General features: G+C 74.0%; 22 protein-coding genes and 1 pseudogene. 14 read left to right on the top strand and 9 right to left on the bottom strand.

The window, feature by feature from the left end; genetic code table 11:
- Positions 1-293 precede the first annotated feature (293 nt).
- A complete protein-coding gene (locus VF746_11295) occupies positions 294-986 on the top strand; it encodes a hypothetical protein (GenBank protein HEX8692998.1) in 693 nt (230 codons plus the stop codon).
- A 298-nt stretch (positions 987-1284) separates the two neighbouring features.
- Here VF746_11295 and VF746_11290 read toward each other — a convergent pair whose 3' ends face one another.
- Complete coding sequence (locus tag VF746_11290; protein HEX8692997.1) at positions 1285-2658, bottom strand: hypothetical protein; 1374 nt, start codon at positions 2656-2658, stop codon at positions 1285-1287.
- Positions 2659-2959: 301 nt separating this feature from the next.
- Here VF746_11290 and VF746_11285 point away from each other — a divergent pair, with 301 nt between their 5' ends.
- From VF746_11285 to VF746_11275, 3 genes are all read left to right on the top strand, one after another.
- Positions 2960-3979, top strand: a complete 1020-nt coding sequence (locus VF746_11285) for a sulfurtransferase (protein ID HEX8692996.1) — start codon at positions 2960-2962, stop codon at positions 3977-3979.
- A 478-nt stretch (positions 3980-4457) separates the two neighbouring features.
- Positions 4458-4910 carry a thioredoxin TrxC gene (gene trxC / locus VF746_11280; protein HEX8692995.1) on the top strand — a complete coding sequence of 151 codons (453 nt, stop codon included), beginning with the start codon at positions 4458-4460 and terminating at the stop codon, positions 4908-4910.
- A gap of 10 nt (positions 4911-4920) precedes the next feature.
- A complete protein-coding gene (locus VF746_11275; protein HEX8692994.1) occupies positions 4921-5901 on the top strand; it encodes a ketoacyl-ACP synthase III in 981 nt (326 codons plus the stop codon).
- A 91-nt stretch (positions 5902-5992) separates the two neighbouring features.
- On the opposite strand, the gene VF746_11270 is transcribed toward VF746_11275, so the two are convergent.
- From VF746_11270 to VF746_11260, 3 genes are all read right to left on the bottom strand, one after another.
- On the bottom strand, positions 5993-6424 hold the full coding sequence (locus VF746_11270; protein ID HEX8692993.1) for an OsmC family protein: 432 nt from the start codon (positions 6422-6424) through the stop codon (positions 5993-5995).
- 61 nt (positions 6425-6485) lie between these two features.
- Positions 6486-6698: a hypothetical protein gene (locus VF746_11265; protein HEX8692992.1), complete on the bottom strand. Its 213-nt coding sequence runs from the start codon at positions 6696-6698 to the stop codon at positions 6486-6488.
- Positions 6699-7089: 391 nt separating this feature from the next.
- A complete protein-coding gene (locus tag VF746_11260; protein ID HEX8692991.1) occupies positions 7090-7908 on the bottom strand; it encodes an inositol monophosphatase family protein in 819 nt (272 codons plus the stop codon).
- 280 nt (positions 7909-8188) lie between these two features.
- Here VF746_11260 and VF746_11255 point away from each other — a divergent pair, with 280 nt between their 5' ends.
- Entirely contained in the window at positions 8189-9814 is a 1626-nt protein-coding gene (locus VF746_11255; protein HEX8692990.1) for a peptide MFS transporter, read from the top strand.
- 87 nt (positions 9815-9901) lie between these two features.
- Positions 9902-10162, top strand: a complete 261-nt coding sequence (locus VF746_11250) for a hypothetical protein (protein HEX8692989.1) — start codon at positions 9902-9904, stop codon at positions 10160-10162.
- 103 nt (positions 10163-10265) lie between these two features.
- Here VF746_11250 and VF746_11245 read toward each other — a convergent pair whose 3' ends face one another.
- The gene (locus VF746_11245; protein HEX8692988.1) at positions 10266-10667 is read right to left on the bottom strand and encodes a hypothetical protein; all 402 of its coding nucleotides are present in this window, start codon (positions 10665-10667) and stop codon (positions 10266-10268) included.
- A 160-nt stretch (positions 10668-10827) separates the two neighbouring features.
- On the opposite strand from VF746_11245, the gene VF746_11240 reads away from it, so the two are divergent.
- The 3 genes from VF746_11240 (at position 10828) to VF746_11230 (ending at position 13209) form a co-directional block, all read left to right on the top strand.
- Positions 10828-11214, top strand: a complete 387-nt coding sequence (locus VF746_11240; GenBank protein ID HEX8692987.1) for a GntR family transcriptional regulator — start codon at positions 10828-10830, stop codon at positions 11212-11214.
- A gap of 5 nt (positions 11215-11219) precedes the next feature.
- Positions 11220-12245 (top strand): slipin family protein, encoded by a 1026-nt coding sequence (locus VF746_11235; GenBank protein HEX8692986.1) that lies wholly within the window; start codon positions 11220-11222, stop codon positions 12243-12245.
- A 76-nt stretch (positions 12246-12321) separates the two neighbouring features.
- On the top strand, positions 12322-13209 hold the full coding sequence (locus tag VF746_11230; GenBank protein ID HEX8692985.1) for a helix-turn-helix domain-containing protein: 888 nt from the start codon (positions 12322-12324) through the stop codon (positions 13207-13209).
- A 241-nt stretch (positions 13210-13450) separates the two neighbouring features.
- Here the strand turns inward: VF746_11230 and VF746_11225 are convergent.
- The 3 genes and pseudogenes from VF746_11225 to VF746_11215 form a co-directional block, all read right to left on the bottom strand.
- Positions 13451-14524 (bottom strand): annotated as a pseudogene (locus VF746_11225) (serine hydrolase domain-containing protein).
- A 130-nt stretch (positions 14525-14654) separates the two neighbouring features.
- Positions 14655-15248, bottom strand: a complete 594-nt coding sequence (locus tag VF746_11220; GenBank protein HEX8692984.1) for an NYN domain-containing protein — start codon at positions 15246-15248, stop codon at positions 14655-14657.
- A gap of 292 nt (positions 15249-15540) precedes the next feature.
- Complete coding sequence (locus VF746_11215) at positions 15541-17964, bottom strand: aldehyde dehydrogenase family protein (GenBank protein ID HEX8692983.1); 2424 nt, start codon at positions 17962-17964, stop codon at positions 15541-15543.
- 143 nt (positions 17965-18107) lie between these two features.
- Here VF746_11215 and VF746_11210 point away from each other — a divergent pair, with 143 nt between their 5' ends.
- The 5 genes from VF746_11210 to VF746_11190 all read left to right on the top strand — a co-directional run bounded on the left by VF746_11210 (position 18108) and on the right by VF746_11190 (position 23213).
- Positions 18108-19043: a peptidoglycan-binding protein gene (locus VF746_11210; protein ID HEX8692982.1), complete on the top strand. Its 936-nt coding sequence runs from the start codon at positions 18108-18110 to the stop codon at positions 19041-19043.
- Positions 19044-19223: 180 nt separating this feature from the next.
- The gene (locus VF746_11205) at positions 19224-20381 is read left to right on the top strand and encodes a rhomboid family intramembrane serine protease (GenBank protein ID HEX8692981.1); all 1158 of its coding nucleotides are present in this window, start codon (positions 19224-19226) and stop codon (positions 20379-20381) included.
- 255 nt (positions 20382-20636) lie between these two features.
- Complete coding sequence (locus tag VF746_11200; GenBank protein ID HEX8692980.1) at positions 20637-20909, top strand: autorepressor SdpR family transcription factor; 273 nt, start codon at positions 20637-20639, stop codon at positions 20907-20909.
- Positions 20906-21553, top strand: a complete 648-nt coding sequence (locus tag VF746_11195; protein HEX8692979.1) for an SdpI family protein — start codon at positions 20906-20908, stop codon at positions 21551-21553. The genes VF746_11200 and VF746_11195 overlap by 4 nt, the downstream gene beginning before the upstream one ends.
- A gap of 85 nt (positions 21554-21638) precedes the next feature.
- Entirely contained in the window at positions 21639-23213 is a 1575-nt protein-coding gene (locus VF746_11190; protein ID HEX8692978.1) for an alpha/beta fold hydrolase, read from the top strand.
- A gap of 172 nt (positions 23214-23385) precedes the next feature.
- Here VF746_11190 and VF746_11185 read toward each other — a convergent pair whose 3' ends face one another.
- Positions 23386-23937, bottom strand: a complete 552-nt coding sequence (locus VF746_11185; protein HEX8692977.1) for a CHRD domain-containing protein — start codon at positions 23935-23937, stop codon at positions 23386-23388.
- Positions 23938-24244 lie beyond the last annotated feature (307 nt).

Raw genomic sequence — 24244 nt, 5'->3', positions numbered from 1 at the left:
GTGCAAGTGCGCGAGTCTCCGAAGCATACACGTCTCGCGGAGCCCGCGTCAAACGCGGCGGGTGCCGGGGGCCCTCGCGCCGGCCCGCGGCACGCGAAACCCCTGCTCCCGAGAGCCGTCGCAGAAGGGGTCGAAAGCACGCTATCTTGCGCCCGGACAATGGTTTCGGCCCGCGCGGAACGGCCCGTGACTTGCAGCCGTCACCGGCTCCCGCCCTGTGGAGAAAGGGGTGAGGCGGGCGGCCCGGAAACGGGGCCGCCATCCAGTCCGGAACGCAGGCAAGGAGGGAAGAAATGCGAGGCTACGGACGCGACTACGACGACCGCAACTTCCTGGAGCGCGCGGGCGACACCGTGCGCGGCTGGTTCGGCGGCGGCCGCGACTACGACCGCGACTACGGCTGGGAGGGCGGCCGCGGCGGGAGCATGGACCGCGACTGGGACCGCGGCGGCAGCTGGAGCGGCCGCACCGGCTGGGACCGCGGCGACTACGGCGGCCGCGAGAGCCCGGGGTGGAGCGGCGGCTCGCGCTGGAGCCGCGGCGGCGACTGGAGCGAACGCGACACCCGCGACGACTGGGGCGGCGGCGAGGACTGGGGCGGCGGCTACCGCGGGTACGGCCACGACTACGACATGGGCCGCGGCGGCATGCAGGGCGGGATGTCGGGCGGCTACGGCACCCACGGCTACTCGGGCCGCGGGATGGCCGGCGGCATGGGCGGCTACGGGAACACCGGCTTCCGCGGCGGCACGGGCGAGCGGATGGGCGGCGGCGGGTACATGGGCGGCGGAGCCGGCTACACCCGCGGCGGCACCTACGGCGCCACCGGCGGCTACGGCTCCGGCAACGACTGGGGCGACTACAACCGCGGCGGCTACGGCGGCGACCTGTTCCGCAACGCCCGCGGCGGCGGGGTGGAGCCCGGCCGGCACTTCCGCGGCTACGGCCACGGCTCGTCGGGCGGCCACGGCTACGAGCCCTACTGATCGGGCTCCGGCAGCCGATGGCCAGAGGCGGGCGTCCTGGATCCGGGGCGCCCGCCCTCGCTCGTTCCACGAGCGGCGTTGCAAAGGCCGCGGCAACAACTGCAGAAAGCCTCGCAGACCCCGCGAGGCTTCAACCGCGCAACCCCTCTTTTCTCCGCAGTCGATTTCGTCGCGCGAAGCGCCGAGGTGTTTCCCCTCTCCCGCAGTCTGGGAGAGGGGAGCGCGGCCCCTGGTCGTGAGGAACGAACGACCGGGGTCGCGCGGGGGAGAGGGCCCCCGCGCGAGGCATGCCTCGCCCCTACTCGTCCGCCCCGAACAGCCCCGCGTCGCCGGCCGCGCGCTTGCGCTTGCGCGGTGGGGGCGCCACGGGCTCGCTGGGGAAGTCGATCTCGTCGCCCTCGTCCTTCAGGTTGCCGTAGACGGCCCGGCCGCTCCGCTTGAGCGCGGCCAGGATGCGCTTCGCCTCGCCCGCGCTCGCGCCGGAGGCGGCCAGCTCGCCCAGCACCTCGCGCCATGCCACCGCCCGCCCCGCGTAGCGCCCCGCCAGCGACTCCCCCAGCGCGCCCAGGTCGATCCCCGCCGGCGCCTCCTCCTCCCCCGCCGGCAGCATCTCGGGGAACAGGTCGAGGACCGCATCTCCCGCGTCCCGCGAATCCCCCGCGGTCCTCGCGATCTTCGCCGATTCCCCCGTCTCCGCCGATTCCACCGACTCCGCAGGCGCGAAGACCGGCTGCGGCTCCTCCGCCGCCGGCGCTTCGGCCTCCGCCGGCGGGACGGGCTCCGCTGGGGGGACGGATTCGGCGGCGACGGCGGGGACGGTCTCCCCCCGCGCCGCCGCCTCGAAGGCGAGCGCGAAGGCGGAGTCCGAGGTGACCAGGAAGAGGTGGGCGGCCGCCCCGTCCGCCTCCAGCACCTCCGACCTCACGATGCGGCCGGGCGCCGCGGCCTCCAGCAGCCGGCGGAAGCGGCCGAGCACGCCGCCGAGCGCCGCCGCGACGCCGCCGGCCCGGGCCGCCGCGCGCCAGGCCGGGAGCCACTCGTGCTTCGCGTCGCCGAGCATGGCCGAGCACCCCTCGACGATGCGGCGCACGAAGCCCGGCAGGTCCGCCACGGGGCTGTCGTGGCGCGACTGCTTCTCGAAGTCCGCGGCGGGCAGGCGCAGCAGCACGTCCGCGCCCGGGCGCTGCACCAGCGGGCGGAGCACCTCCCAGGGGAGCTTGCGCGCCGAGGGCGGCGCCAGCCAGAAGAGCGAGCGCGCCCCGTCCGCGAAGCGCGCCACCTCCGCCGCCACCGCGGCGAAGTCCGCCTCCACCAGCGCCGCCTCCCCCGCCGCCAGGGAGGCGAAGTCGCGCGTGGCGCGCAGCCGCTCGCCGCCGGCCACGCGCTCCAGGTCCGCGTAGACGCGCTGCACGTACGCCGGGTCCTCCTCGACCAGGACGGCGTTCGCCCGCGCGCCGCCGGCCGCCGAGTCGAGCGCGCGCACCGCCGCCGCCGCCCGCGTCTCCTCCTCCGCCGCGCGCGCCACCCCGCTCCCGAACTGCAGCTCCGCCCCCGCGAAGCCGTCCACGTACAGCAGCCGCGCCTCCCCGTCCCCCGCCGCCCCGCGCGCCCACGCCGCGACGCACCCGCCCAGCACCTCGCGCAGGGCGGCATCGGGGAAAGGGGGGAGCATGGGTGTCGTACTCACGGGCACGGAAGCGGGACGGGGTGGACGCGCGTGGTGAAGATTAGCCCCGAAAGAAAGCCGAATCAAGGACGCCGCGCGATCCCGCCCGGCCCTCCGTCCCGATGCACCGTCCCGGCGCGTTGTTTCCGCGGTCGAAGCCTCGCGGGGTCGGCGAGGCTTTCTGTAGTTGGAGCCGCCGATTCATCCTCCCCTGCATGGCCGGGCGATGCGGACGCGGCGGCCCGCGGGTTGCGCCGGGCGCTTCCAGGCTCCATAGTCGGAGCAGAACCTTCCACGGAGATCGGAAATGAAGAAGAGCCTCGCCGCCGTGTCGGCGCTCGCGGTCCTGCTGTCGGGCTGCCTCATCCCGGGCTACATGCGCCAGCAGCCCCCGCCCCCCGTGCGCGGCGAGCTGCTGGTGGGCGTCAACACCCTGAGCCGCACCCTGAACGAGCCCGGCACGGTGGTGCTGCACGTGGGCCGCGACCGCCAGAGCTACGACGCGGGGCACATCCCCGGCGCGCGCTTCGTCGCGCTCTCGTCGCTGGTGACCGAGCGCGAGGGGGTGCCCAACGAGCTGCCCCCCGTGGCGCAGCTCGAGGAGGCGTTCGAGGCGGCGGGCGTCTCCGACGACTCGCGCGTGGTGCTCTACGGCGACCTGGACGGGCTGGCGGCGGCGCGCGCCTTCTTCACCCTGGACTACCTGGGCCACCCGAGCGTGGCCCTGCTGAACGGCGGGCTGGAGACCTGGCGCGAGGCGGGCAACCAGGTGGAGACGGCGGCGCCCACGGTGCAGCGCGGCTCGTTCACGCCCCGCCCGCGCCCCGAGGTGCTGGCCGACGCCGAGTGGGTGCGGAGCCACCTGAACGACAGCACGGTGCTGATCCTGGACGCGCGGCCGCCCGCCGAGTTCACGGGCACCGAGCCGGGGCCCGGCGTCACCCGCCCCGGGCACATCCCCGGCGCGAAGAACGTGTTCTGGCGCAACACCATCGTCTCCGACGAGAACCCCCAGCTGCGCAGCCGCGACGTGCTGCGGGCGCTGTTCAAGCTGGCCGGCGCCACCCACCCCGCCGAGGCGGTGGTGGAGACGCGCGAGCGCGAGCGGGAGGCGCGCGAGCGGGCGCGCCTGGAGGGGAACCGCCGGCGGGCCGCGACCCCGGTGGCCCCCGTGACGGGGAGCACGGTGGTGACGTACTGCCGCACCGGCGTGCAGGCCAGCTTCCTCTACTTCGTCGCGCGCTACCTGGGGTACCAGACGAAGATGTACGACGCCTCCTTCGCCGACTGGAGCCGCCGCGGGAACGACTTCCCGGTGGAGCGGTGAACGGCGGTGCGAAGTGCGAAGTGCTGGTTGCGAGGTCCGGGAGGATTCGTGCGCTTCGAGCGCATCGGTGCGACGGTGGGAGCCCTCTCCCTGGCGCCTGAGGCGCGGTCCCTCCCCCAGAACAGCCCGGGGAGGGACTTCGGCGCTGGGCGCGACGAAACCGGGCGCCGGGGCGAGGTGTTTGCGGTTGAAGCCTCGCGGGGTTTGCGAGGCTTTCTGTAGTTGTAGCCGCGGCTTTAGCCGCCTTTCCGGTGCGGCGCACGCGCGACGAAACCCCGCGTGAGGGATGCGCGCCCGGAGGGCCGGGACGCGGGCGCGCCGGGGGTTTGGCGCGAACGCGGCCCGGCGCCGTGGGGCACGGTCGTATCGTGCCCTACGGCGCGCGCAGCCCGGCCCGGAGCGCAGCGGAGGGACACGCCCAAACCCGTAGTGGTAGTCAGCAGTTCGCGGCAGTCGAGCTCACGGGAAGGAGGAGGGGATGGACGCGACGACGACCTCGCGCAAGGTGACGGTGAGCTGCCCCTTCTGCGGCAGGCTCAACCGCGTGGACCTGGCCCGCGCGCAGGACCGGCCCAGGTGCGGCGAGTGCGGCAAGCCGATCCTGCTCGACCGCCCGGTGCACGTCTCCGACGCCGACTTCGACCGGGTGATCGCCGACGCGCAGGTGCCCGTGCTGGTGGACTTCTACGCCGACTGGTGCGGCCCCTGCAAGATGATGGCGCCCTTCCTGGACGAGGTGGCGCGCTCGCGCATGGGCACGGTGCTGGTGGCCAAGCTCGACACCGACCGCAGCCAGCGCACGACCGCGCGCTTCGACATCCGCTCGATCCCCACGCTGATGGTCTTCAAGAACGGCCAGGCGGTGGACACGCAGGTCGGCGCCCTCCCCCGCGCCCGCATCGAGCAGATGGTGGACGCCGCGCTCCGTTAGCCGCGGCCGCGTGGACGCACTGGTCCGGATCGCGGGCACGGGCCGCTACCTCCCGGGCCGCGTGCTCGCCAACGCCGAGGCCGCCCGCGCCGCCGGCGTCGACGAGGCGTGGATCGTCCGCCGCACCGGCATCCGCGAGCGCCGCGTCGCCGGGGACGGCGAGGGCACCGCGGCGATGGCGCTCCACGCCGGCCGCGCCGCGCTCGCCTCCGCCGCCCTCCCGCCGGACGACGTCGGCCTGATCGTCGTCGCCACCTCCACCCCCGACCACCTCACCCCGCCCACCGCCTGCGAGCTGCAGGCCGCGCTCGGCGCCGCTCGCGCCGCCTGCTTCGACGTGGAGGCGGGCTTCGCGGGGTGGACGTACGCGCTCGTCGCCGCCCGCGCGCTCCTGCGGGCGGGAGACGCGGACGCCGCGCTGGTCGTGGGCGCGGAGAAGCTCTCCACCGTCACCGACCGCGCCGACCCGGCCACGGGGCCGCTCTTCGGCGACGGGGCGGGAGCGGCGGTGCTGGCGCGCGGCGCGGGCCCGCTGGCGGTGCGCGCCGTCTCGTGGTGGGCGGACGGGCGGCTGGCGGGCGCGCTCCAGCGCCCCGCGGGCGGCTCGGCGCAGCCGTTCGACCACGGCGTGCTGGAGGAGCGCTCGCACCTGCTGCGCATGGAGGGGACGAAGCTCTTCCGCGCCGCCGTGCGCACGATGGCGGAGCAGGCGAGGATCGCGCTGGCGCGCGCCGGAGTGGAGATGGAGGAGGTCGGCCTCGTGGTCCCGCACCAGGCCAACCTGCGCATCGTCGAGGCGCTGGCGCGGGAGCTGGGGACGGGGATGGAGCGCGTGTTCGTGAACGTGGACCGCTACGGCAACACCGGCGCGGCCACGGTCCCCATCGCGCTCGACGAGGCGCTCGCCGCCGGCCGCGTCGACCCCGGGCGCCCCACGCTGCTGGTCTCCTTCGGCGCCGGGGCGACGGCGGGCGCGGTGGTGCTCGGCTGAAGGCGGGGCTCGCCGCGGGCGCCTGAAGACGCCCGCTGGAGCTACGGGACACCCTGCGGGCCGGCTCGCGCGGGTCCGATGCCTGGACCCCTCACCCACCCACGGGCGGCGCCAGCTCCACCGACCACTGCAGGCGCGTGTCGGGGGCGAGCGAGCCGGCGACGGAGCAGTACTTCTCGAACGAGAGCTGGACGGCGCGCTCCACCTGCTCGATCGGCGACGTGGTGGCCACGCGGAAGGTGAGGTGGGCGTCGGTCAGGCGGCGCGGGGGGTCGGGCGCGCGCGAGAAGCGGACGGAGACGGAGAGCGAGGCGGGCGGCGTGCGGCGCTTCTCCAGGTACTCGACCACGTCCACGGCCGAGCAGGAGGCCAGCGCCGCCACCAGCGCGTCGACGGGGCTGGGGGCGGCCTGGCGCTCGCCGTCCACCAGCAGGGTGGGCCCGGCGGCGGGCCCCCCGCGGAAGCGCGTCCCGCCCTCCCAGAACACCTCGACCGGATACTCCACCGGCACCCCTTCGGGCATCTCCCCCTCCTCGCGTGTACGTGGTGGACCCGCGTCAAACGAAGCGGGGGAGGCCCGCCCGTCAATAGGTGCGGGGCCCGCCGCCGTAGGGGCCGTGCGGCCCGCCGGGGTCGCGCGTGCGGGTGCGCGTGGTGGCCGTGATGATCCCGATCCCCAGAAGCACGATCACTCCCACCACGATCCAGGTGGTGGGCGCCCCCAGCAGGTACGCCGCCAGCGCCAGCCCGATGACCAGGATCAGGAACCCGATCAGGTACGTCGTGAACGAAGACATACGGTTCTCCGGATTGGATTTGCGCCTCTCTCGCGCGCCGGAGATGCAGGGACGGTGCCGGAGGGGAAGTGCGGGAGTGCGGGAGTGCGGGAGTGCGAAAGTACGAAAGTGCGAAAGGTACGAAGTACGAGGTACGAAGTACGTCAACCGCGATCTGTCATTCCGAGGGAGCCCCGCGCCGAGCCCGAGGCTGCGTCGATGGTCGGGGCGACCGAGGAATCTACCCACCCTGCCGCGTGGGTCGCCGACGCGCACGGGATTGGCCCTGCCTGCACCTGACGCCGCCTCTACGCACCGGAGCCGCCCCCACACCGAACGAGCCCGCGCAGGCGGGCTTTTCGCTGTCGTTGCCGCGGGTTCACCCGCATTCCATCGGCACCTCGCCGATCCGTCACAGCTTCCCCACGTGCCGCGCCGCGAGCGCCTCCAGCTCCGCGTGCACCAGGCCGTTGCTGGCCAGGATGCGTCCCGTGGCGAGCGGCGGCTCCGCGTCGCCCGGCCAGCCGGTGACGCGGCCGCCCGCCTCGGCCACCAGCAGCATCCCCGCCGCCACGTCCCACGGCGCCAGCCCCACCTCGAAGAAGCCCTCCACCCGCCCCGCCGCCACGAACGCCAGGTCCAGCGCCGCGCTCCCGGCGCGCCGCACGTCGTGCGTGCTGCGCACCGCGTCGGCCACCAGCAGCATGTAGGCGTCCAGGTCGCCCTTCCCCTGCTTGAAGGGGAAGCCCGTCGCCAGCAGCGAGCGGGCGAAGGCGTCCACGCGGCTCACCCGCATCGGCTCTCCGTTCAGGAAGGCGCCGCCGCCGCGCACCGCGTGGAACACCTCGCCCAGGAACGGCGCGTGGACCACCCCCACCGCCGGCCCCGCGTCGTCCGCCAGCGCGATGCTCACCGCCACGAACGGGTGCCCGTGCACGAAGTTCGTGGTCCCGTCCACCGGGTCCACGATCCAGCGCCGGCCGTCCGCGACCGCCGCCGACGACAGCTCCTCGCCCACCAGCCGGTCGTCCGGGAAGGCGGCGCGCAGGCGTTCTCCGATCAGCCGCTCCGCCGCCTCGTCCACCGCGGTCACCAGGTCGGCGCGCTCCTTCTCGCGCACCTGGTCGGCCCCCGCGCGCGCGGCCACCAGCGCCGCCGCTCCTGCCGCCGCGGCGAGCGCCGCCGCCAGCTCGGCGGCGAAGGGGGCGCCCGGTGCGGCGCCCGTGGTCACGGAACTTGCTGGAGCCGAGGAACTTTCGGGGCGCATGCGCGGTAGCCGCGGTCCATCTCTGGAAGGAACGTTCGTCCGGGAGGACCGCAGATTGGCGGCCGGACGGCCCACGCGCAATATGGCGGGATCGGCGGAAGCGCCGTAGATTCGGCGCTTTCCGCGTCGCCGCCCCGTCACGCCCGCACCGGCTCCGACTCACCCCGGCAGCCCGAGCGAGCGAAGGAAGTCCACCCGGCCGGAGCCCGTCAGCGCGGCCGGCACACCCTCACCCGAATCGCCCATGAGCATCGATTCCCCGGAGACCCCGCGGTCGGGCGGCGCCGCCGTCCTCGAGCGCCCGCGGACGCCGCCCCGCCCCCCGAGCGAGGACACCGCCTTCTTCGGCCACCCGCGCGGCCTGTCGACGCTCTTCTTCACCGAGATGTGGGAGCGGTTCTCGTACTACGGGCTCCGCCCCCTGCTGGTGCTGTTCATGTCGGCCGCCCTGGCCAGGGGCGGCTTCGGCTTCGACCGCGACCAGGCCTCGGCCATCGTCGGCATCTACGGCGCGTGCGTGTACCTGGCCTCGCTCCCGGGCGGCTGGGTGGCCGACCGGCTGCTGGGGCTCCGCCGCGCCATCCTCATCGGCGCCATCCTCATCACCTCGGGCCACTTCTCCATCGGGCTCTCCGGCTTCGCGGGGCAGGGGACGGGGGGGAAGATCTTCTTCTTCCTGGGCCTCCTCCTCATCGTCTTCGGCACGGGGCTGCTCAAGCCGAACATCTCGGCCATCGTCGGCGACCTGTACCCCGAGGGCGGCTCGCGGCGCGACGCGGGCTTCTCCATCTTCTACATGGGGATCAACCTGGGCGCCTTCCTGGGCTTCCTCATCACCGGCGCGCTGGGCGAGAAGGTGGACTGGCACGCGGGCTTCGCCGCCGCGGGCTTCGGGATGCTGATCGGCCTGCTGGTGTACACGCTCACCGCGCGCAAGACGCTGGGGAGCATCGGGATGGAGCCCACGCGCCACCCCGACGCGGCGGTGCAGGCGCGGCAGGAGAAGAGCGTCAAGCTGTGGCTCGCCGCTGGCCTGGGCGTCATCGTCCTGGCGTTCGTCCTGGCCGCGGCGGGCGTGTTCGTCCCCGACGCGCAGGTGATCGGCCGCTACATGACGGGCGCCATGATCAGCATGGCCGCCCTCTTCTTCGGCTACGTGTTCCTGGCCGGCGGGCTGGACGGCGACGAGAAGCGGCGGGTGGCGGTGATCGTGGTGCTGTTCCTCTTCGCCGCCATCTTCTGGAGCGCGTTCGAGCAGGCGCCCACCTCGCTCAACCTCTTCGCCGCCGACTTCACCGACCGCAACATCGGCGGGTGGGAGGTGCCGGCCACCTGGTTCCAGTCGATCAACGCGCTGTTCATCATCCTGCTGGCGCCGTTCTTCGCCGCGCTGTGGGTGTCGCTGGGGCGGCGCGGCCGCGACCTGTCGAGCCCCGCCAAGTTCGCCATGGGGCTGTTCTTCGCCGGCCTCGGCTTCGCCATGATGATCTTCGCCGCCAACGCGGTGGTCTCCAGCGGCGGCGCGCTCAAGGTCTCGCCGATGTGGCTGGTGGGGAGCTACTTCTTCCAGACCGTGGGCGAGCTGTGCCTGTCGCCCGTGGGCCTGTCGTCCATGACCAAGCTGTCGCCGCGCAAGTTCGTGGGGCAGATGATGGGGATCTGGTTCCTGGCCTCGGCGCTGGGCAACCTGATCGGCGGCCTGGTGGGCGGCCACGTGGACCCCGAGAAGCTGGAGCAGATGCCGAAGCTCTTCACCACCACCACGCTCTTCCTGATGGCCGCCACCGTCATCCTGGGCCTGCTGGTGATCCCGATCCGCCGCATGATGGCCGACGTGCCGCACCAGGGCGGCACCCGCGCCGCGCACTGATGGCCGGAGCCTCCGGTCACCGATACATCGGGGGCGCGCCTTCGGGCGCGCCCCTCGTGCTTCCGGCACGCAACGCGCAGGCGCTCCATGGAGCGAGGGAAGCCGATGCGGCGCGACGACGAGGGCTGGGCGATGACGGACGAGGAGATCGGCGAGCGGATCCGCGGGCGCGGCCTGGAGGTCGAGTACGTCCGCGAGCTGCTGGCGAGCCTGGGCCACGACCCGGCCGACGGCTTCGGCGACGCCGCCATCCGCGCGCTGGAGGAGGCCACCCTGGAGCAGCGCCGCAGCGCCGCCCTCCGCACCCTCCACCTGGGCGGCGACGACGCCGGTTCCCCCGGAGAATGAGGGGACGTCGGCCGGAGAACGAGCGGCCCCGCCCGGTGCTTCCGGGCGGGGCCGCTCGCTTTCCGAACGATGACCGGAGGATCGAAGAGGCTACCCAACCGCCTCAGTCGTCCACGTCGATCGGCTCGCGGTGGTGGAGGGCCAGCCACCCCTTCGCCACCCGCCCGACGTACCAGCCGAGGTACACCGCCCCCACCAGCAGCGCCGCGGGCCGCTCGGCCGGCTCGGGCAGCAGCAGGGAGGCGAGCCCCGCGCCGATCGCCGCGAGGATGCCGTAGCCGAGCCCGCGCCAGAAGGTGGAGATCTGCCACTGGAAGTGGCTCTCCAGCCAGGTCCCGCGCACGGCGCCGCGGTTCAGGCCCGCGATGATGGCGCCGATCAGCCCGCCGCCGCCCGCCAGCCAGGCGAGCGTCTGGAACACGTAGGCGGCGTGGGCCCAGCGCACCTTGCGCTCGACGACGGCGGGAGGCTGGGCGGTGATGGGAGGGGCGACGGGGAAGTCCATCCGCGTTGCTCCTGCGGAAGGGCGGCCGGGTGGACCGGGCAGAGAGTCCCCGGTCCGGCGGGGACGATCAACGGTAGCGGAATCCGCACGGCGGATCAATGCCGCGCCGCCGTGTCGCTTGACTTGGGCGGGTCGGCGCGTGTACCCGTACAGGGAACCCGTGCCGATCCGCATGTTCCACATCGACCCGTCGGACCCGACTCCCATCGAGGCGCAGCTCGTCCGCACCATCCGCTCGGCGGTGGGGGCGGGGCTGCTGTCCGCGGGCGAGCCGCTGCCCACCGTGCGCCAGCTCGCCGTGGACCTGCGCGTGGGCGCCAACGCGGTGGAGCGCGCCTACGAGGAGCTGGAGCGGCAGCAGGTGCTCGCAACCCGCGCGGGGGTCGGCACCGTAGTACGCGCGTCGGCCGACGAGATCCGCCGCGAGGAATTGCTCGACGAGCTGAGCGCGCTGGAGGACACCCTCCTGCGCGAGGCCGCGGAGCTGGGGTTCTCGCTGGACGACGTGATCATCCACCTCGACAGCCGCCGCGGGCGGCAGGAGTAGCGCATATGCCTGGCGTCGCCATCGTGCCCGCCGGCTCCGGCCAGAACCTTCCCAGCGGCAAGGCGCCGCGCCCCAACATCCTGGGCGCCGTCTCGTTCCTGGTTCCCGCGGCCGCGGGCGCCGCCGCCACCGCGCTCACGCTGAGCCCGGTCGGGCTGATCGTGGGCGCCGGGATCGGGCTGGTGGCCGCCCTCTCGCCCAAGATCGCCCGCCAGTGGGAGCGCGCGGTGGTGCTGCGCTGGGGGCGCTACGTGGGGCTCCGGGGCCCCGGGCCGTTCTGGGTGATCCCCTTCGTCGACACCATCCCGTCGTGGATCGACCAGCGCACCATCACCACCAGCTTCTCGGCCGAGCAGACGCTCACCGCAGACACGGTGCCGGTCAACGTCGACGCGGTGCTCTTCTGGACCGTGTACGACCCCGAGAAGGCCGCGCTGGAGGTGCAGGACTACGTGCAGGCGGTGAGCTGGGCCGCGCAGACGGCGCTGCGCGACATCATCGGCCGCACCTCGCTCACCGAGCTGCTGCGCGGGCGGATGCAGATCGAGAAGGAGCTGCAGGCTTTGATCGACCACCGCACCACCCCCTGGGGCGTCACCGTGCACTCGGTGGAGATGCGCGACGTGGTGATCCCGGCCGCGCTGCAGGACGCCATGAGCCGCGAGGCGCAGGCCGCGCGCGAGAAGCAGGCGCGCATCATCCTGGGCCAGGCCGAGGTGGAGATCGCCAAGCTCTTCGAGCAGGCCTCGGAAGCGTACCAGCACAACCCCACGGCGCTGCAGCTGCGGCAGATGAACATCCTGTACGAGGGGCTCAAGCAGAAGGGCGGGATGATGGTGGTGCCCAGCAGCATCGTGGACTCGATGGGCCCCTCGGGCGTGCTGGCCGCCACCGCGCTGGCCAGCCAGGCGCAGGCCCAGCAGCGCCAGGCCGCCCGCGACGCGGACGTGGCGCGGGCGGAGGAGGAGGCCGCCTCGGCCCCGCCCCGCGGGCTCCCCGACCTCGCGTCGCTGCCCACCCCGATCGGGTGATCGGGGGGAGGCCCCCCGCCGGCACTCTGCCGCGCGGGGGCCTCGCCTTTCCGCCACCAGCTTTCGACTTCGCCGGATGACGGAAGCCTTCCGCCCCGTTCCCTTCGACCGCGCCCGGCTCAGGCGGTCGGTCGCGGCCGCCGGCGTGCGGGTCACCGAGTCGGTGCACCCGCCCAGCCACACCATCGCGGCGCACGCGCACGAGTGCGCCACGGCCACGCTGGTGCTGGGCGGCGGCTTCGAGGAGACCTGGCGCACGGCGGGCGCATCGGCGCGCCAGGAAGTCACCGGCGCCTGGTTCCGCCCCGCCGGCGAGGTGCACGTGGACCGCATCGGGCGCGACGGGCTGCACACCGTCGGCGTGCAGTTCGACGCGGGGCGGCTGGACGGGCTCGGCGCGCCGGCCGCGCTCTTCGACGGGTGCCGCCACGTGCGCTCGGGCGAGCTGGCCGCGCTCGGGCGCCGCTTCCGCCGCGAGCTGGCGCGCGACGACGACGCGTCTCCCCTCGCCGTCGAGGCGCTCGCCCTGGAGCTGCTGGCCCTCGGGTGGCGGGCGGACGCCGCGCGGGGCGAGGGGCGGCCGCCCGCCTGGCTCGCGCGCGTCCGCGACCGGCTGCACGCCGAGTTCGCCCGGCGCGACCTGAGGCTGGCGGCGCTGGCGGCCGAAGCGGGGGTGCATCCGGTGACGCTCGCGCGCTCGTTCCGGGCGTGCTACGGCGAGTCGGTGGGCGAGTGCGTCCGGCGGCTCCGCATCGAGTGGAGCGCCACCGCCCTGGCCTCCGGCGCGCCGATCTCGCGGGTGGCGCTCTCGGCTGGCTTCGCCGACCAGAGCCACTTCACCCGCGCGTTCCGGCGGGCGCTGGGGGTGACGCCGGCGGAGTGGCGGCGCCGCCCGTCTTCACGAACACCCACAGGAACGCCTGCACGTACGCCGGGCGCGCCGCTTCCGCCGGCGCGATCGTGAACTCGGCGGCCGGGCTCGTCCGCGCCGGGTCCACCGTGAAGCGCCGCGGCCCCACCCGCCAGACGCGCTGCTCCTGCCCGAACCAGCGGCGGAAGAGCGCGCCCTCCCTCACGAACAGCTCCAGCGGGAAGCGGTTCTCGTAGCGCCCCGCGTAACTCGCCATCTCCGCCGCGCTCATCGTCACCTCCGGCTTCGCGGCCGGCGCCGGCGCCTCGGGCCACGCCACGCCCAGCGCCGCGAAGCCCAGGTCCGCGATGCGGTCGGGGCGCACCCCCTCCCGGTTCAGCAGCACCACCACGCCCAGGCCCCGCGCGGGAAGGATCCGCACCAGCGCGCCGAAGCCGTCCATCTGCCCGTCGTGCCACACGCTCGGCACCCCCCGCCAGGTGCCGGTGAAGAGGCCGTAGCCGTACGCCGCGTCGGTGAACAGGTTCGGCACCTCCACGTGCCGCCCCCGCACGCGCGCCACGGCGGCCGCGGGGAGCGCCTGCCGCCCGCCGACGCGTCCATCCGCCATCAGCGCCGCCAGCAGCCGGGCCATGTCCCGCGCGCTGCTCCAGGCGTAGCCCGCCGGCCAGAGGCGCGTGTCGTCGGCGTACGACGGGATCCGCCGCGGCTCCTGTCCGGGAGGCGCCGCGTGCCCCACCGCCGCCGGGCGGGTGAGCGCCTCCAGCGGGCGGTAGGTGGTGCGCTCCATCCCCAGCGGCGCCAGCACCCGCTCGCGCGCCAGGTCCGCGAACGGCTTTCCCGCCGCCTCCTGCGCCGCCAGCCCGGCCAGCGCATACCCGGCGTTGGAATAGGAGAAGAGCCCCGGCAGCAGCGGCGCCCACTCCGCCGTCCAGGTGCGCGGGTACGCGGCGAGGGCGCCCTCGTCGTGCAGCCCGCCCGCGCCGGGGACGTCGCGCAGGCCGGACGAGTGCGACAGGAGCTGGTGCAGGGTGAGCGCGCCGAGCCGCGGCGGGAGGCCGGAGACGTACGTCCGCGCCGGGGCGTCGAGGCGGAGGGCGCCCTGCTCGGCGAGGACGGCCAGGAGGAGCGCCGTGAGCACCTTCGACGCGGAGCCCACCTGGAACAGCATGTCCGCCGTCACCGGCGCGCCCGTCTCCACGCTCGCCGCGCCGATGCCGCCCGCGTAGACCACGCTGTCGCCGCGCACCAGCGCCACCGCCGCGCCCGGCACCTTCGCCGCCGCGAGCTCCGCGCGCACCGCCCGCTCGAAGGCGGCGAAGCTCGTGTCCGCCGCGCCCGCCTGCGCCCGGCCGGGCCCCGCGGCCGCGCAGAAGGCAACCACGCCGACGCACGCCAGGTATCTCATCGATCGACACGCCTCGAAGTCCACCGGGAACCGACGAACGCCGGGAAGATAGCGCGCCGCCGCCCGCGCGTCTTGCACGGGCGAAGCGGCCTGGAACGCGGCGGACGCGGGCGGCGGCCGACGCGGGCGCTCAGTCGAGCAGCTCTGTCATCAGGTTGTCGAAGAGGACGTGGCTCCAGCAGGCGTTGCGCAGCTCCTGCGACTGGCCGCGGAACCAGGCGTGGGTGACCTGCTTGGCGCGGTTGCCCAGGAACTCCACGGCGGGCACGTGGTCCGCGTCGGCCGCCACCAGCACGGCGCAGTCGTAGTGGCCGTCGAGCCCGAAGCGGATCAGGTCGGTCACCAGCGCCGTGTCGATCCCCTTCTCGACGGTGCGCTGGATGGAGCGGCGGCAGTGCGGGCAGACGGTGATCGGCAGGCGGCAGCCGTGGTTGGTGCACTTCGCCGGGCTGAGCGGCGCGCGCTCCTTGAGGAACACGTCGTAGCCGGTGAAGCCGTCCATCGCGTTGAAGAAGCGGCGCAGCCCGGCGTCCTTCCCCAGCCCCGGCGCGTACGACGCGTAGACGTGCGTCCCGGCGTAGACCGCGTCCTCCCGCACCTGCCGCACCAGCACCTCGTACAGCCGCCGCTCCCAGGGGATGCGCACCGGCCGCCTGCCGCCCCGCCGCGCGTGGTAGTCGTTCCAGGTGAGCTGCAGGTTCCAGAAGTCGATGAAGATCTTCACGCGAGGGGGCATAAGGGGCGGCGGCGGGAGGTGGGGCAAAAAAACGGGGAGCCTAAGCTCCCCGGGGCTGTAACGCTGGCCGACCAACCAACCGCACACCGGCCAGGGACCGACAACGCCGACAAGCTACATCGCGCCGCGCTGCCTGTCAAGAGTGTACCCTCTTCCCCACAACCGGACCGCCGATCCCGTCCCCGACATCGACCGGACGAGCATGCCTTACCCCCTGCGACCCCGCACTTTCGCACTTTCGCACTTTCGCACTTTCGCACTCACGCACTCACGCACTTCCCTACTCCCCGTACGGCACCCAGATGTTCTTGACGTGCGTGGCCTGGCGCAGGAACTCGTGCCCCTCGCCCTGGACGGGGTCGAACCAGTCGCGCGGCCTGCCGTAGCTCACCCAGGTGCGCTTCATGTTCCCCGCCGAGAGGCGCTCCACCAGCTCGCTCCCCTCGGCGCTCCCGAAGTACCACATCGACTCCACGTCGTCGTGGGCGGCCAGCGTCTGCACCAGCTCGTCGCGGCGGCCGGTGACGATGTTGACCACGCCGCCGGGGACGTCGGAGGTGTCGAGCACCTGGTAGAAGTCCGTCGCCGCCAGCGGCCAGCGCTCCGAGGGGATTGCCACCACCGCGTTGCCCATGGCCACCGCGGGGGCCACGGTGGAGACGAAGCCCAAGAGCGGCGCCTCGTCGGGGCAGGCGATGCCCACCACTCCGATCGGCTCGGGCATGGCGAGCGTCACCATGCGGAACGGGGTGTGGTGCACGTCGCCGTCCCACTTGTCGGCCAGGGCCGCGTAGGTGTAGAGGCGGCGGATGGTGAGCTCCACCTCCTGCGCGGCCCTCCCCTCGTCGCCCGTCATCGAGGCGATGCGGCGGGCGAACTCGGCGTCGCGGGCGGCCAGGTTCTCGGCCAGGTAGTAGAGCACCTGCGCCCGGTTGTGGCCGGTGGACTTCCCCCACCCGGCGGCCTTGTGCGCCGCCTCCACGGCGTTGCGCACGTCCTTGCGGTTGCCCAGGCCCACCTCGCCCACCAGCCGCCCGTCGGCGCCGTGGACGGCCAGCGAGTAGCCGGAGTCGGGGCGCGCCTGCTTGCCGCCGACGTACATCTTCGCCGTGCGGTCGATCGGCGGGAGCACGGGGCCGCGGCCGCGCGCGGTGTCGGCCTTCGGCGCCTTCGCCTTCGTCTTCGCCGGCTGTCCCCCGTCCCCCGTCCCCCGTGTCTTGCCGGCCTCCTTCTCCCAGCGCGGCTTGGCGTACTCCCACAGCCCCTCGCGCCCGCCCTCGCGCCCGAAGCCGCTCTCGCGGTAGCCGCCGAAGCCGCTGGCCGCGTCGAAGACGTTGGTGCTGTTGATCCACACCGTCCCCGCCCGGATCTTGGGGGCGATGTCGAGCGCCAGGTTGATGTTCTCGGTCCACACGCTGGCGGCCAGGCCGTACGGGGTGTTGTTGGCCAGCGCCACCGCCTCGGCCGGGGTGCGGAAGGTCATCGAGACCACCACGGGGCCGAAGATCTCCACCTGGGCAATGGTCGACGAGGGCGAGACGTCGGTGAAGAGGGTGGGCGGGTAGAAGCACCCCTCGGTGGGGCAGCTCCACGAGGGCTGCCACATGGTCGCCCCCTCCTCCACCCCCTGCCGCACCAGCCCCTGGATCTTCTCCAGCTGCACCGGGGCCACGATGGCGCCGATGTCCACCGCCTTGTCGAGCGGGTCGCCCACGCGCAGCGTCTCCATCCGCGCCCTGAGCTTCTCGGTGAGGCGCGGCGCGGTCCCCTCCTGGGCCAGGATGCGGCTCCCGGCGCAGCACACCTGTCCCTGGTTGAACCAGATGGCGTCGACCACGCCCTCCACCACGCTGTCCAGGTCGGCGTCGTCGAACACCACGAAGGGGCTCTTCCCGCCCAGCTCCAGCGACAGCTTCTTCCCGCTCCCCGCCGTGGCCACGCGGATGATGCGGCCCACCTCGGTCGAGCCGGTGAAGGCGACCTTGTCGACGTCCGGGTGCTCGACGATGAGCGCGCCGGTGCGCCCGTCGCCGGTGACGATGTTGACCACGCCGGGCGGCAGCCCCGCCTCGCGGCAGACGTCGGCGAAGAGGAGGGCGGTGAGCGGGGTGAACTCGGCGGGCTTGAGGACCACGGTGTTCCCCATCGCCAGCGCGGGGGCGATCTTCCACGCCAGCATCAGCAGCGGGAAGTTCCACGGGATGATCTGCCCCACCACGCCCACGGCGGCGTAGTCGCGCAGCTCGGGGTCGCTCTCCATCAGCTGCGCCCACCCGGCGTGGTGGTAGAAGTGCCGGGCGACGAGCGGGATGTCGATGTCGCGCGACTCGCGGATCGGCTTGCCGTTGTCGAGCGACTCCAGCACGGCGAAGAGGCGCGAGTGCTTCTGGACCTGGCGCGCCAGCGCGTACAGGTAGCGCGCCCGCCCGTGCCCGCCGAGCGCCTGCCAGTCGGCCAGCGCCTGCCGCGCGGCGCGGATGGCCGTCTCGACGTCCTCGCGCCCGCCCTGGGCCACCTTCGCCAGCACCCTGCCGTTGGCGGGGTTGATGGTGTCGAAGTACTCGCCCTCGGCCGGCTCGCGCCACTCGCCGGCGATGAAGTGGCGGGTGGCGCCCCCCTGCTCCTCCAGCCAGCGCAGGGCGGGCGAGGCGCTCTCGGGGGCGGGTCCGTACTCCAGCGTCTCGAAGATCTCGGCGATGCTCATGGGCTCGTTCTCGGCGGGTTCCGCGGCCGGCGAAATCGCCCGGCGCGGACCATCATAATGCATGGCGCGCTTTCGCGCACTCGCGCCGGCGCGCACCTTCTTCGCTCCCGTGCTTCCGTTCACCTCTTCCCGGGCAGGCGGCGATGGCTTCCAGACTCCTCTTCGAGCGGGCGCCGAGCGGCTTCCGCACCGTGCAGGGCGGGGTGGTCGAGGACCTCCAGGGCGCGCTGGTGGCGGCCGGGTTCGACGTGCAGGGCGTGGACGGCGTCTTCGGCGGCAACACCGAGACGGCCCTGCAGGCGTGGCAGCGGTCGCGGGGGCTCGTGCCGACCGGCAGGGTCGACGTCGACGCCTGGACGGGGCTCACGAACCGGCCGCCGCCGCCGACGTTCGAGCGCTCGCTGCAGCTCACGGCCGACTTCGAGGGGCACGGCTTCACGCTGGTGGTGGGGAACTTCGACGGGGCGGGCCTCACCTGGGGGATCATCGGCTTCACCCTCCTCACCGGCGACCTGGGGCCGGTGCTGCGGGAGATCCGCCGCGACCACCCGGCGGTGTTCTCCGCCGCCTTCGGCCCGCTGGAGCCCGAGCTGGTCCGCGTCCTGGGCGCTCCGGCCGCGGAGCAGCGGCGGTTCGCGGACTCCATCTCGCTCCCGCCGAACCGCAGGCGCGTGCGCCCGGAGTGGAAGGAGGCGTTCGCCCGGCTGGGGAGGGCGCCCCAGGCGCGCGCGGTCCAGCTCCGGCACGCGGAGGGGCGCTGGCGGCGGGCCCTGGACGAGATGGAGCGCTTCGGCCTGCGCTCGGAGCTCGGCGCGGCGCTCTGCTACGACGTCGTCGTGCAGAACGGCGGGTTCGAGGCGGACGAGGTCGCCCGCATCCGCCGGGGGATGCAGGCGAGCCCCGGGGCGCCGGAGCGCGCGGTGCGCGAGCTGATCGCCAGCGTGGTGGCCGAGGGGAGCCGGCCGCAGTTCGTGGAGGACGTCCGCCGGCGCAAGCTCACGATCGCCACGGGGACCGGGAGCGTGCACGGGGCGCGCTACCGGCTGGGCGGCTGGGGCCTCGACGAGCTCCCCGCGTGAAGGGCGGACCCGGGGGCACTTGCGGGAGGGCGGCGCGGGCGTGAGCGTTAGGCGTCCGCGGGGCGCCCTGCGCGATGGACCCCGCCCGCCCGTCGAGACAAGGCCCCCGTGAGCGAAGGATCGCCCGAACCCTCCTCCCCCGCCCCACCCGCCGGCGACGGCGGGGCGGAGCGGCGGAGCGTGGAAGAGCAGCTGTACGAGGCCGCGCTGGCCTCGGCGTACGGCTGGTACGACGGCCGGCCGGTGCCCGCGAGCCGCGAAGCGCTGGTGGAGCGGCTCCGCGGCGGGGAGCGCACGCCGCTGGTGTGGACGCCGGAGACGGAGGGGCGGCTGGCGCCCGCCTGGAGCGTGCCCTACCTCTTCGACGCCTTCCGCGCGCACGGGCTCGGGCGCGCGCGGCGGCTGGCGCTGGGCTGGGGCGCGGCGTGCGCGGTCCTGCTCGCCTTCGCGGCCGCGACCGGGCAGCTCGGGTTCGGGACGCCGCTGCCGGTGTTCGTCTTCCTGGCGGGGGTGCTGGCCGCGCACTCGGCCTTCCAGTACCGGAAGTTCCGCGCGCTGACGCCGGAGAAGCTGCGGGCCGAGGCGCGCGCCGCGTACGCCCGCCCCGCCCCCCGCCGCGACCCGGCGCGCTACACGCAATGGCTCGGCGCGGCGCTGATCGCCGTCTTCGCGGCGCAGGTGGCGGCCGTGCTGCTGGGCGGCGGCGGCGTGGGGAGCGCGCTGGGCGACGGATCGGGGAACTTCGCGGCGGCGTACGTGGGCGTCGACAAGGACCGGGTGCGCGCGGGCGAGTGGTGGCGGCTGCTCTCGGGCGCTCTGGTGCACGGCAACGTGATCCACATCGCCTTCAACTTCATGGCGTTCACCGCGCTGGGGCGGGTGCTGGAGGCGTTCGCGCACCGGGCGTTCGTCCCGCTCGTCTTCCTCCTCGCCGCGCTGGGCGGGGGCGCCGCCAGCACGGTGCTGATGCCGCACGGGGTGTCGGTGGGCGCCTCGGGCGGGATCATGGGGATGTTCGGCTTCCTGGGGACGATGGCGCTCCGCCGCGGCCGACGCCACCTGATGCCGCCGGGGTTCGGCCGCGCGCTGCTGACCGACATCGGGATCATCGTGGCGATGGGGGTCGTGGGCTACCAGTTCATCGACAACGCGGCGCACGCGGGCGGCTTCGCGGCCGGCGCGCTCGTCGGCCTCCTCGCGGTGCCGCGGGAAGGCGACCGGCCGTACTGGGAGCCCCCGCGCGCCGTGCGCCTGGCCGGCGACGCCGCGCTGGGCGTGCTGTTCGCCGCCGCCGCGGCGACGGCGGGCTGGCTGCTCGCGCACGCGGCGGGGTCGTAGCCTTCCGGCGCGCGGGGTTGAAGCGGAACCGCGGTCGAAGCCTCGCCGCGCCGGACCCGCGGAGCGCGCGGACGGTGGGCGAGGCTTCCCGTGGTTCCAGCGGGTGTCTTCAGGCACTCGCGACGCACGGGCGGGCCGCCGCTCGATTTTCCTTGACGCCCGCGAAACCGCGCCCGATATTTAGACGTACGTCTAATAGACGTTAGTCTAACAGTCCAGCCTCACGATCGGGATAGAGAAGAGACGACGGCGACGATGCTGGACCAGACGATCCGCGCGCTCGGCGACCCCACGCGGCGGGAGATCCTGAAGGCGCTGCGCGGGGGAGACCTCACGGCGGGGGAGATCGCCGCCCGCTTCCCCATGACCGCCGCCTCGGTGTCGCACCACCTGGCCGTGCTGAAGGAGGCCGGGCTGGTGAAGGCCGAGCGGAACGGGCGCAACCTGATCTATTCCCTGGAGACCACCGTCTTCCAGGAGTTCCTGCAGGAGATGATGGGCCTGTTGAGCCCGGGAGGAGAGAGATGAAGAGCCGCTGGCTGGCGCCGCTGGTGGCGGCGGCGATGTGGGCGTTCGCGCTGGTGGTGTATCCGCGCCTGCCCGACGTGGTGCCCACGCACTGGAACCTGCAGGGCGAGGTGGACGGCACCATGCGCAGGTGGCCCGGCGCGTTCGTGGCGCCGCTGACGGCCACGGCGATCCTGCTGCTGCTCCGGGTGCTGCCGTACGTCGACCCGCGGCGGCGCAACTGGGAGAAGTTCCGCGACGAGTTCCACATCGTGGTGAGCCTGCTGACGCTGTTCTTCGCGCTGGTGGAGGTGGCGTCGCTGGGCGCCGCGCTCGGCTGGCCGGTGAACGCCTCGGCGGTGATCCTGGGGGGAACCGGGCTGCTCTTCGTGGGGATCGGCAACTACCTGCCGCGCATCCACTCCAACTGGTGGATGGGGATCCGCACCCCGTGGACGCTGTCGAGCGACCGCGTCTGGCGCGACACGCACCGCGTGGGCGGGCGCGCCTTCGTGGCCGGCGGGCTCCTGTGCGCCGCGGCGGCGCTCCTTCCCGAGGCGATGCGGCCCTGGGTGGCGGTCTCCGCGCTGGGAGCGGCGGCCCTCTTCTCCGCGGCCTACTCGTACTTCGCCTGGCGCCGCGAGACCCGCGGGCGCGAGGCGTAGCGCGGCCGCTCCACCACACGACCACGGACGACGACTGCGCCGCCGGCTCCCGTCCGGCGGCGCTCCCCGGAACGAAAGGAATCCCATGTGCTCGACCCGCCGGGCCGCGGCCGCGCTCGCGGCGCTGCTCCTGGCCCCCGCAGTGCTCGCGGCGCAGGAGCGCGGCGCCTTCGTGATCACCATGCGCGGCGACACGCTCGCGGTGGAGCGCTTCACCCGCGCCCCCGGCTCGCTCTCGGCCGAGGTCGTCCTGCGCGGTGCCGGGCGCCTGGCCTGGACGGCCGCGCTGGCGCCGGACGCGTCGGTCACCGGGATGGAGTTCCGCGGCTACGCGCAGACGGCGGCCGCGGACGCGCCCCCGGCGCAGACGGCGAAGGTGGAGCTCTCGGGCGACAGCGCGCGGGTGACGGTGGAGGGCGGCGGCAACCGCATGGTGCAGGCGCTGGCGCCCGGCCGCGGCGCGATCCCGGTGCTCAGCTTCTCCCTGCTGCTGGTGGAGCAGGTGCTGCTGCGCGCCCGCGCCCTGGGCGGCGACGGCGCGGCCGTCCCCGTCTTCGTGGTCGGCCTCCCGAACGCTCTCGTGGCGCGGGTGGCGTGGCGCGGCGACTCGGCGGTGGTCGACCTCCCCTCGGGCGCGGTGCACGCGCGGGTGGACGCGGCCGGGCGGCTGCTGGGCGCGCGCGTCCCGGCGCAGAACCTGGAGGTCTCGCGCACGGCGGAGCTGGCGCTGGCTCCCTCGCGCCCCGACTACTCGGCGCCCGCGGACGCGCCGTACACGGCCGAGGAGGTGCGCGTCCCCACCCCGGGCGGCTTCCGACTGGCGGGGACGCTCACCCTGCCGAAGGAGCGGCGCGGGCGGGTGCCGGTGGTGGTCACCATCAGCGGCTCGGGGCAGCAGGACCGCGATGCGACTCCGCTGACACTCCCCGGCTACCGCTTCTTCCGGCAGGTGGCCGACACGCTGGGCCGGCGGGGGATCGGCGTGCTGCGCTTCGACGACCGCGGCCACGGCGAGTCGGAGGGCGACCTGACCGACGTCACCAGCGCCGACTTCGCGGCCGACGTGCGCGCGGTGGTCGCCTACCTCCGCTCCCGCCCCGAGGTGGACCCGGAGCGGATCGCGCTGCTGGGGCACAGCGAGGGCGGGGTGATCGCGCCGCTGGTGGCGGCCGACGACCCGCGCGTCGCGGCCGTGGTGCTGGTGGCCGGCACCTCGCGGCGGGGGGAGGAGATCATCGAGTACCAGCGCCGCTGGGCCGCGGAGCACGACAGCACCGTTCCTCCCGAGCGGCGCGACTCGGCGGTGGCCGCGTACCGGGCGCAGGCGGACTCGACGGTGGGGCGGCTGGCGTGGTGGAAGTGGTTCATGGAGCACGACCCGCTCCCGGTGGCGCGCCGGCTCAGGCAGCCCGTGCTGGTGCTCCACGGCGCCGCCGACCGCCAGGTGACGGCCGACCAGGCGCAGGAGCTGGCCGCGGCGATCCGGCGCTCCGGCAACGGCGACGTCACCGTGCGCGTCTTCCCCGGCGTCGACCACCTGCTGGTGCGCGACCCCGTGGGCGACCCGGCGCGCTACGACCGGCTCCCCTCCATGCGCGTGGTCCCCGAGTTCCTGGGCGCGCTGGCCGACTGGCTGGCGGCGAAGCTGCGGTATCCGTAACTGAATGTCTCACACGGAGTCAACGGAGTTAACGGAGAACTGCGGGTCTCTGTTGACTCCGTTGACTCCGTGTGAGTCCCTGCGGCAGGAGACCGGGCAACGATAAAGCGCCGGCGCGCACCTCCCGCGCGCCGGTGCCTCTTTGCCTCCGTTGAACGGAGCCCGGTGGCGGCTACTCGGACGGGCCGGCCTCCCTCACGTCGCCGCGGATCTCGCCGGCGGGGAAGGGGACGCTGTGCACGTTCACGTACGCCGTGCCCCCGCGCATCGCCGCCAGCAACTCGGCCATGGTCCCCGTGAAGCCGATGTTCGCCCGCGGGATCAGGTTGGCCTGGGTGAACGTCCCCTCGCTCAGGATGCCGTTTCCGGGGTCCACCCCCGCGGCGTTGAAGGGGAAGAGGAAGACCACGAACGGCCCCGTGGTGGCGGGCGGCACCAGGATGTGGATGTGCGACTGCGTCACGTCGTCGATGTTTTCCACGATCACCCGGTAGTGCATCGTGCGGCCGTCCCTGCTCAGCCGGAACACCGCCTGGCCATGGGCCTCGGTGACGACGGGCGTGGGCCGCTCCTCCTCGCCGGTCATCTGCGACACGAAGTGGTCCGACGCGCCGCGGACGAACACCGGGAGGACGATCTCGTCGCCAGGGGCGGGGGCGCCTTCGCCGCAGCCGAGGGCGAGCACCGCCAGCGTCGCGGCGAGGTACGACGGACGAATCCGCATGGGGCACCTCCGGGACTCAGGTTGGGGTCTCGGCGAAGCACGCCGAGCCGGGGAACGCGAGCCTTCGAAGTTTGTCTCGCCACGCCTCCGCGCGCAACGATGTTGAGACGGGGTTCGTTGGAACGAGAAGCGGCCGCTCCGGAGCCTCGGCGTGCTCCCTGACGACGAATTCCAGCCGCAGCACGCGCGATTTCGCCCGATTTCCACTCAGCCATAAACCATCTCAAACCATCGTTTTTAAACAAATCTAAAAAGAACTGCTTCTGTGCCAGAGGCGGTGCAGCGCTGCACAAAGTGAGTGCAAACA

The organism is Longimicrobium sp. (assembly GCA_036389795.1).
Taxonomy (GTDB): domain Bacteria; phylum Gemmatimonadota; class Gemmatimonadetes; order Longimicrobiales; family Longimicrobiaceae; genus Longimicrobium.
This window is presented reverse-complemented; position numbering and strand designations above follow the sequence as displayed.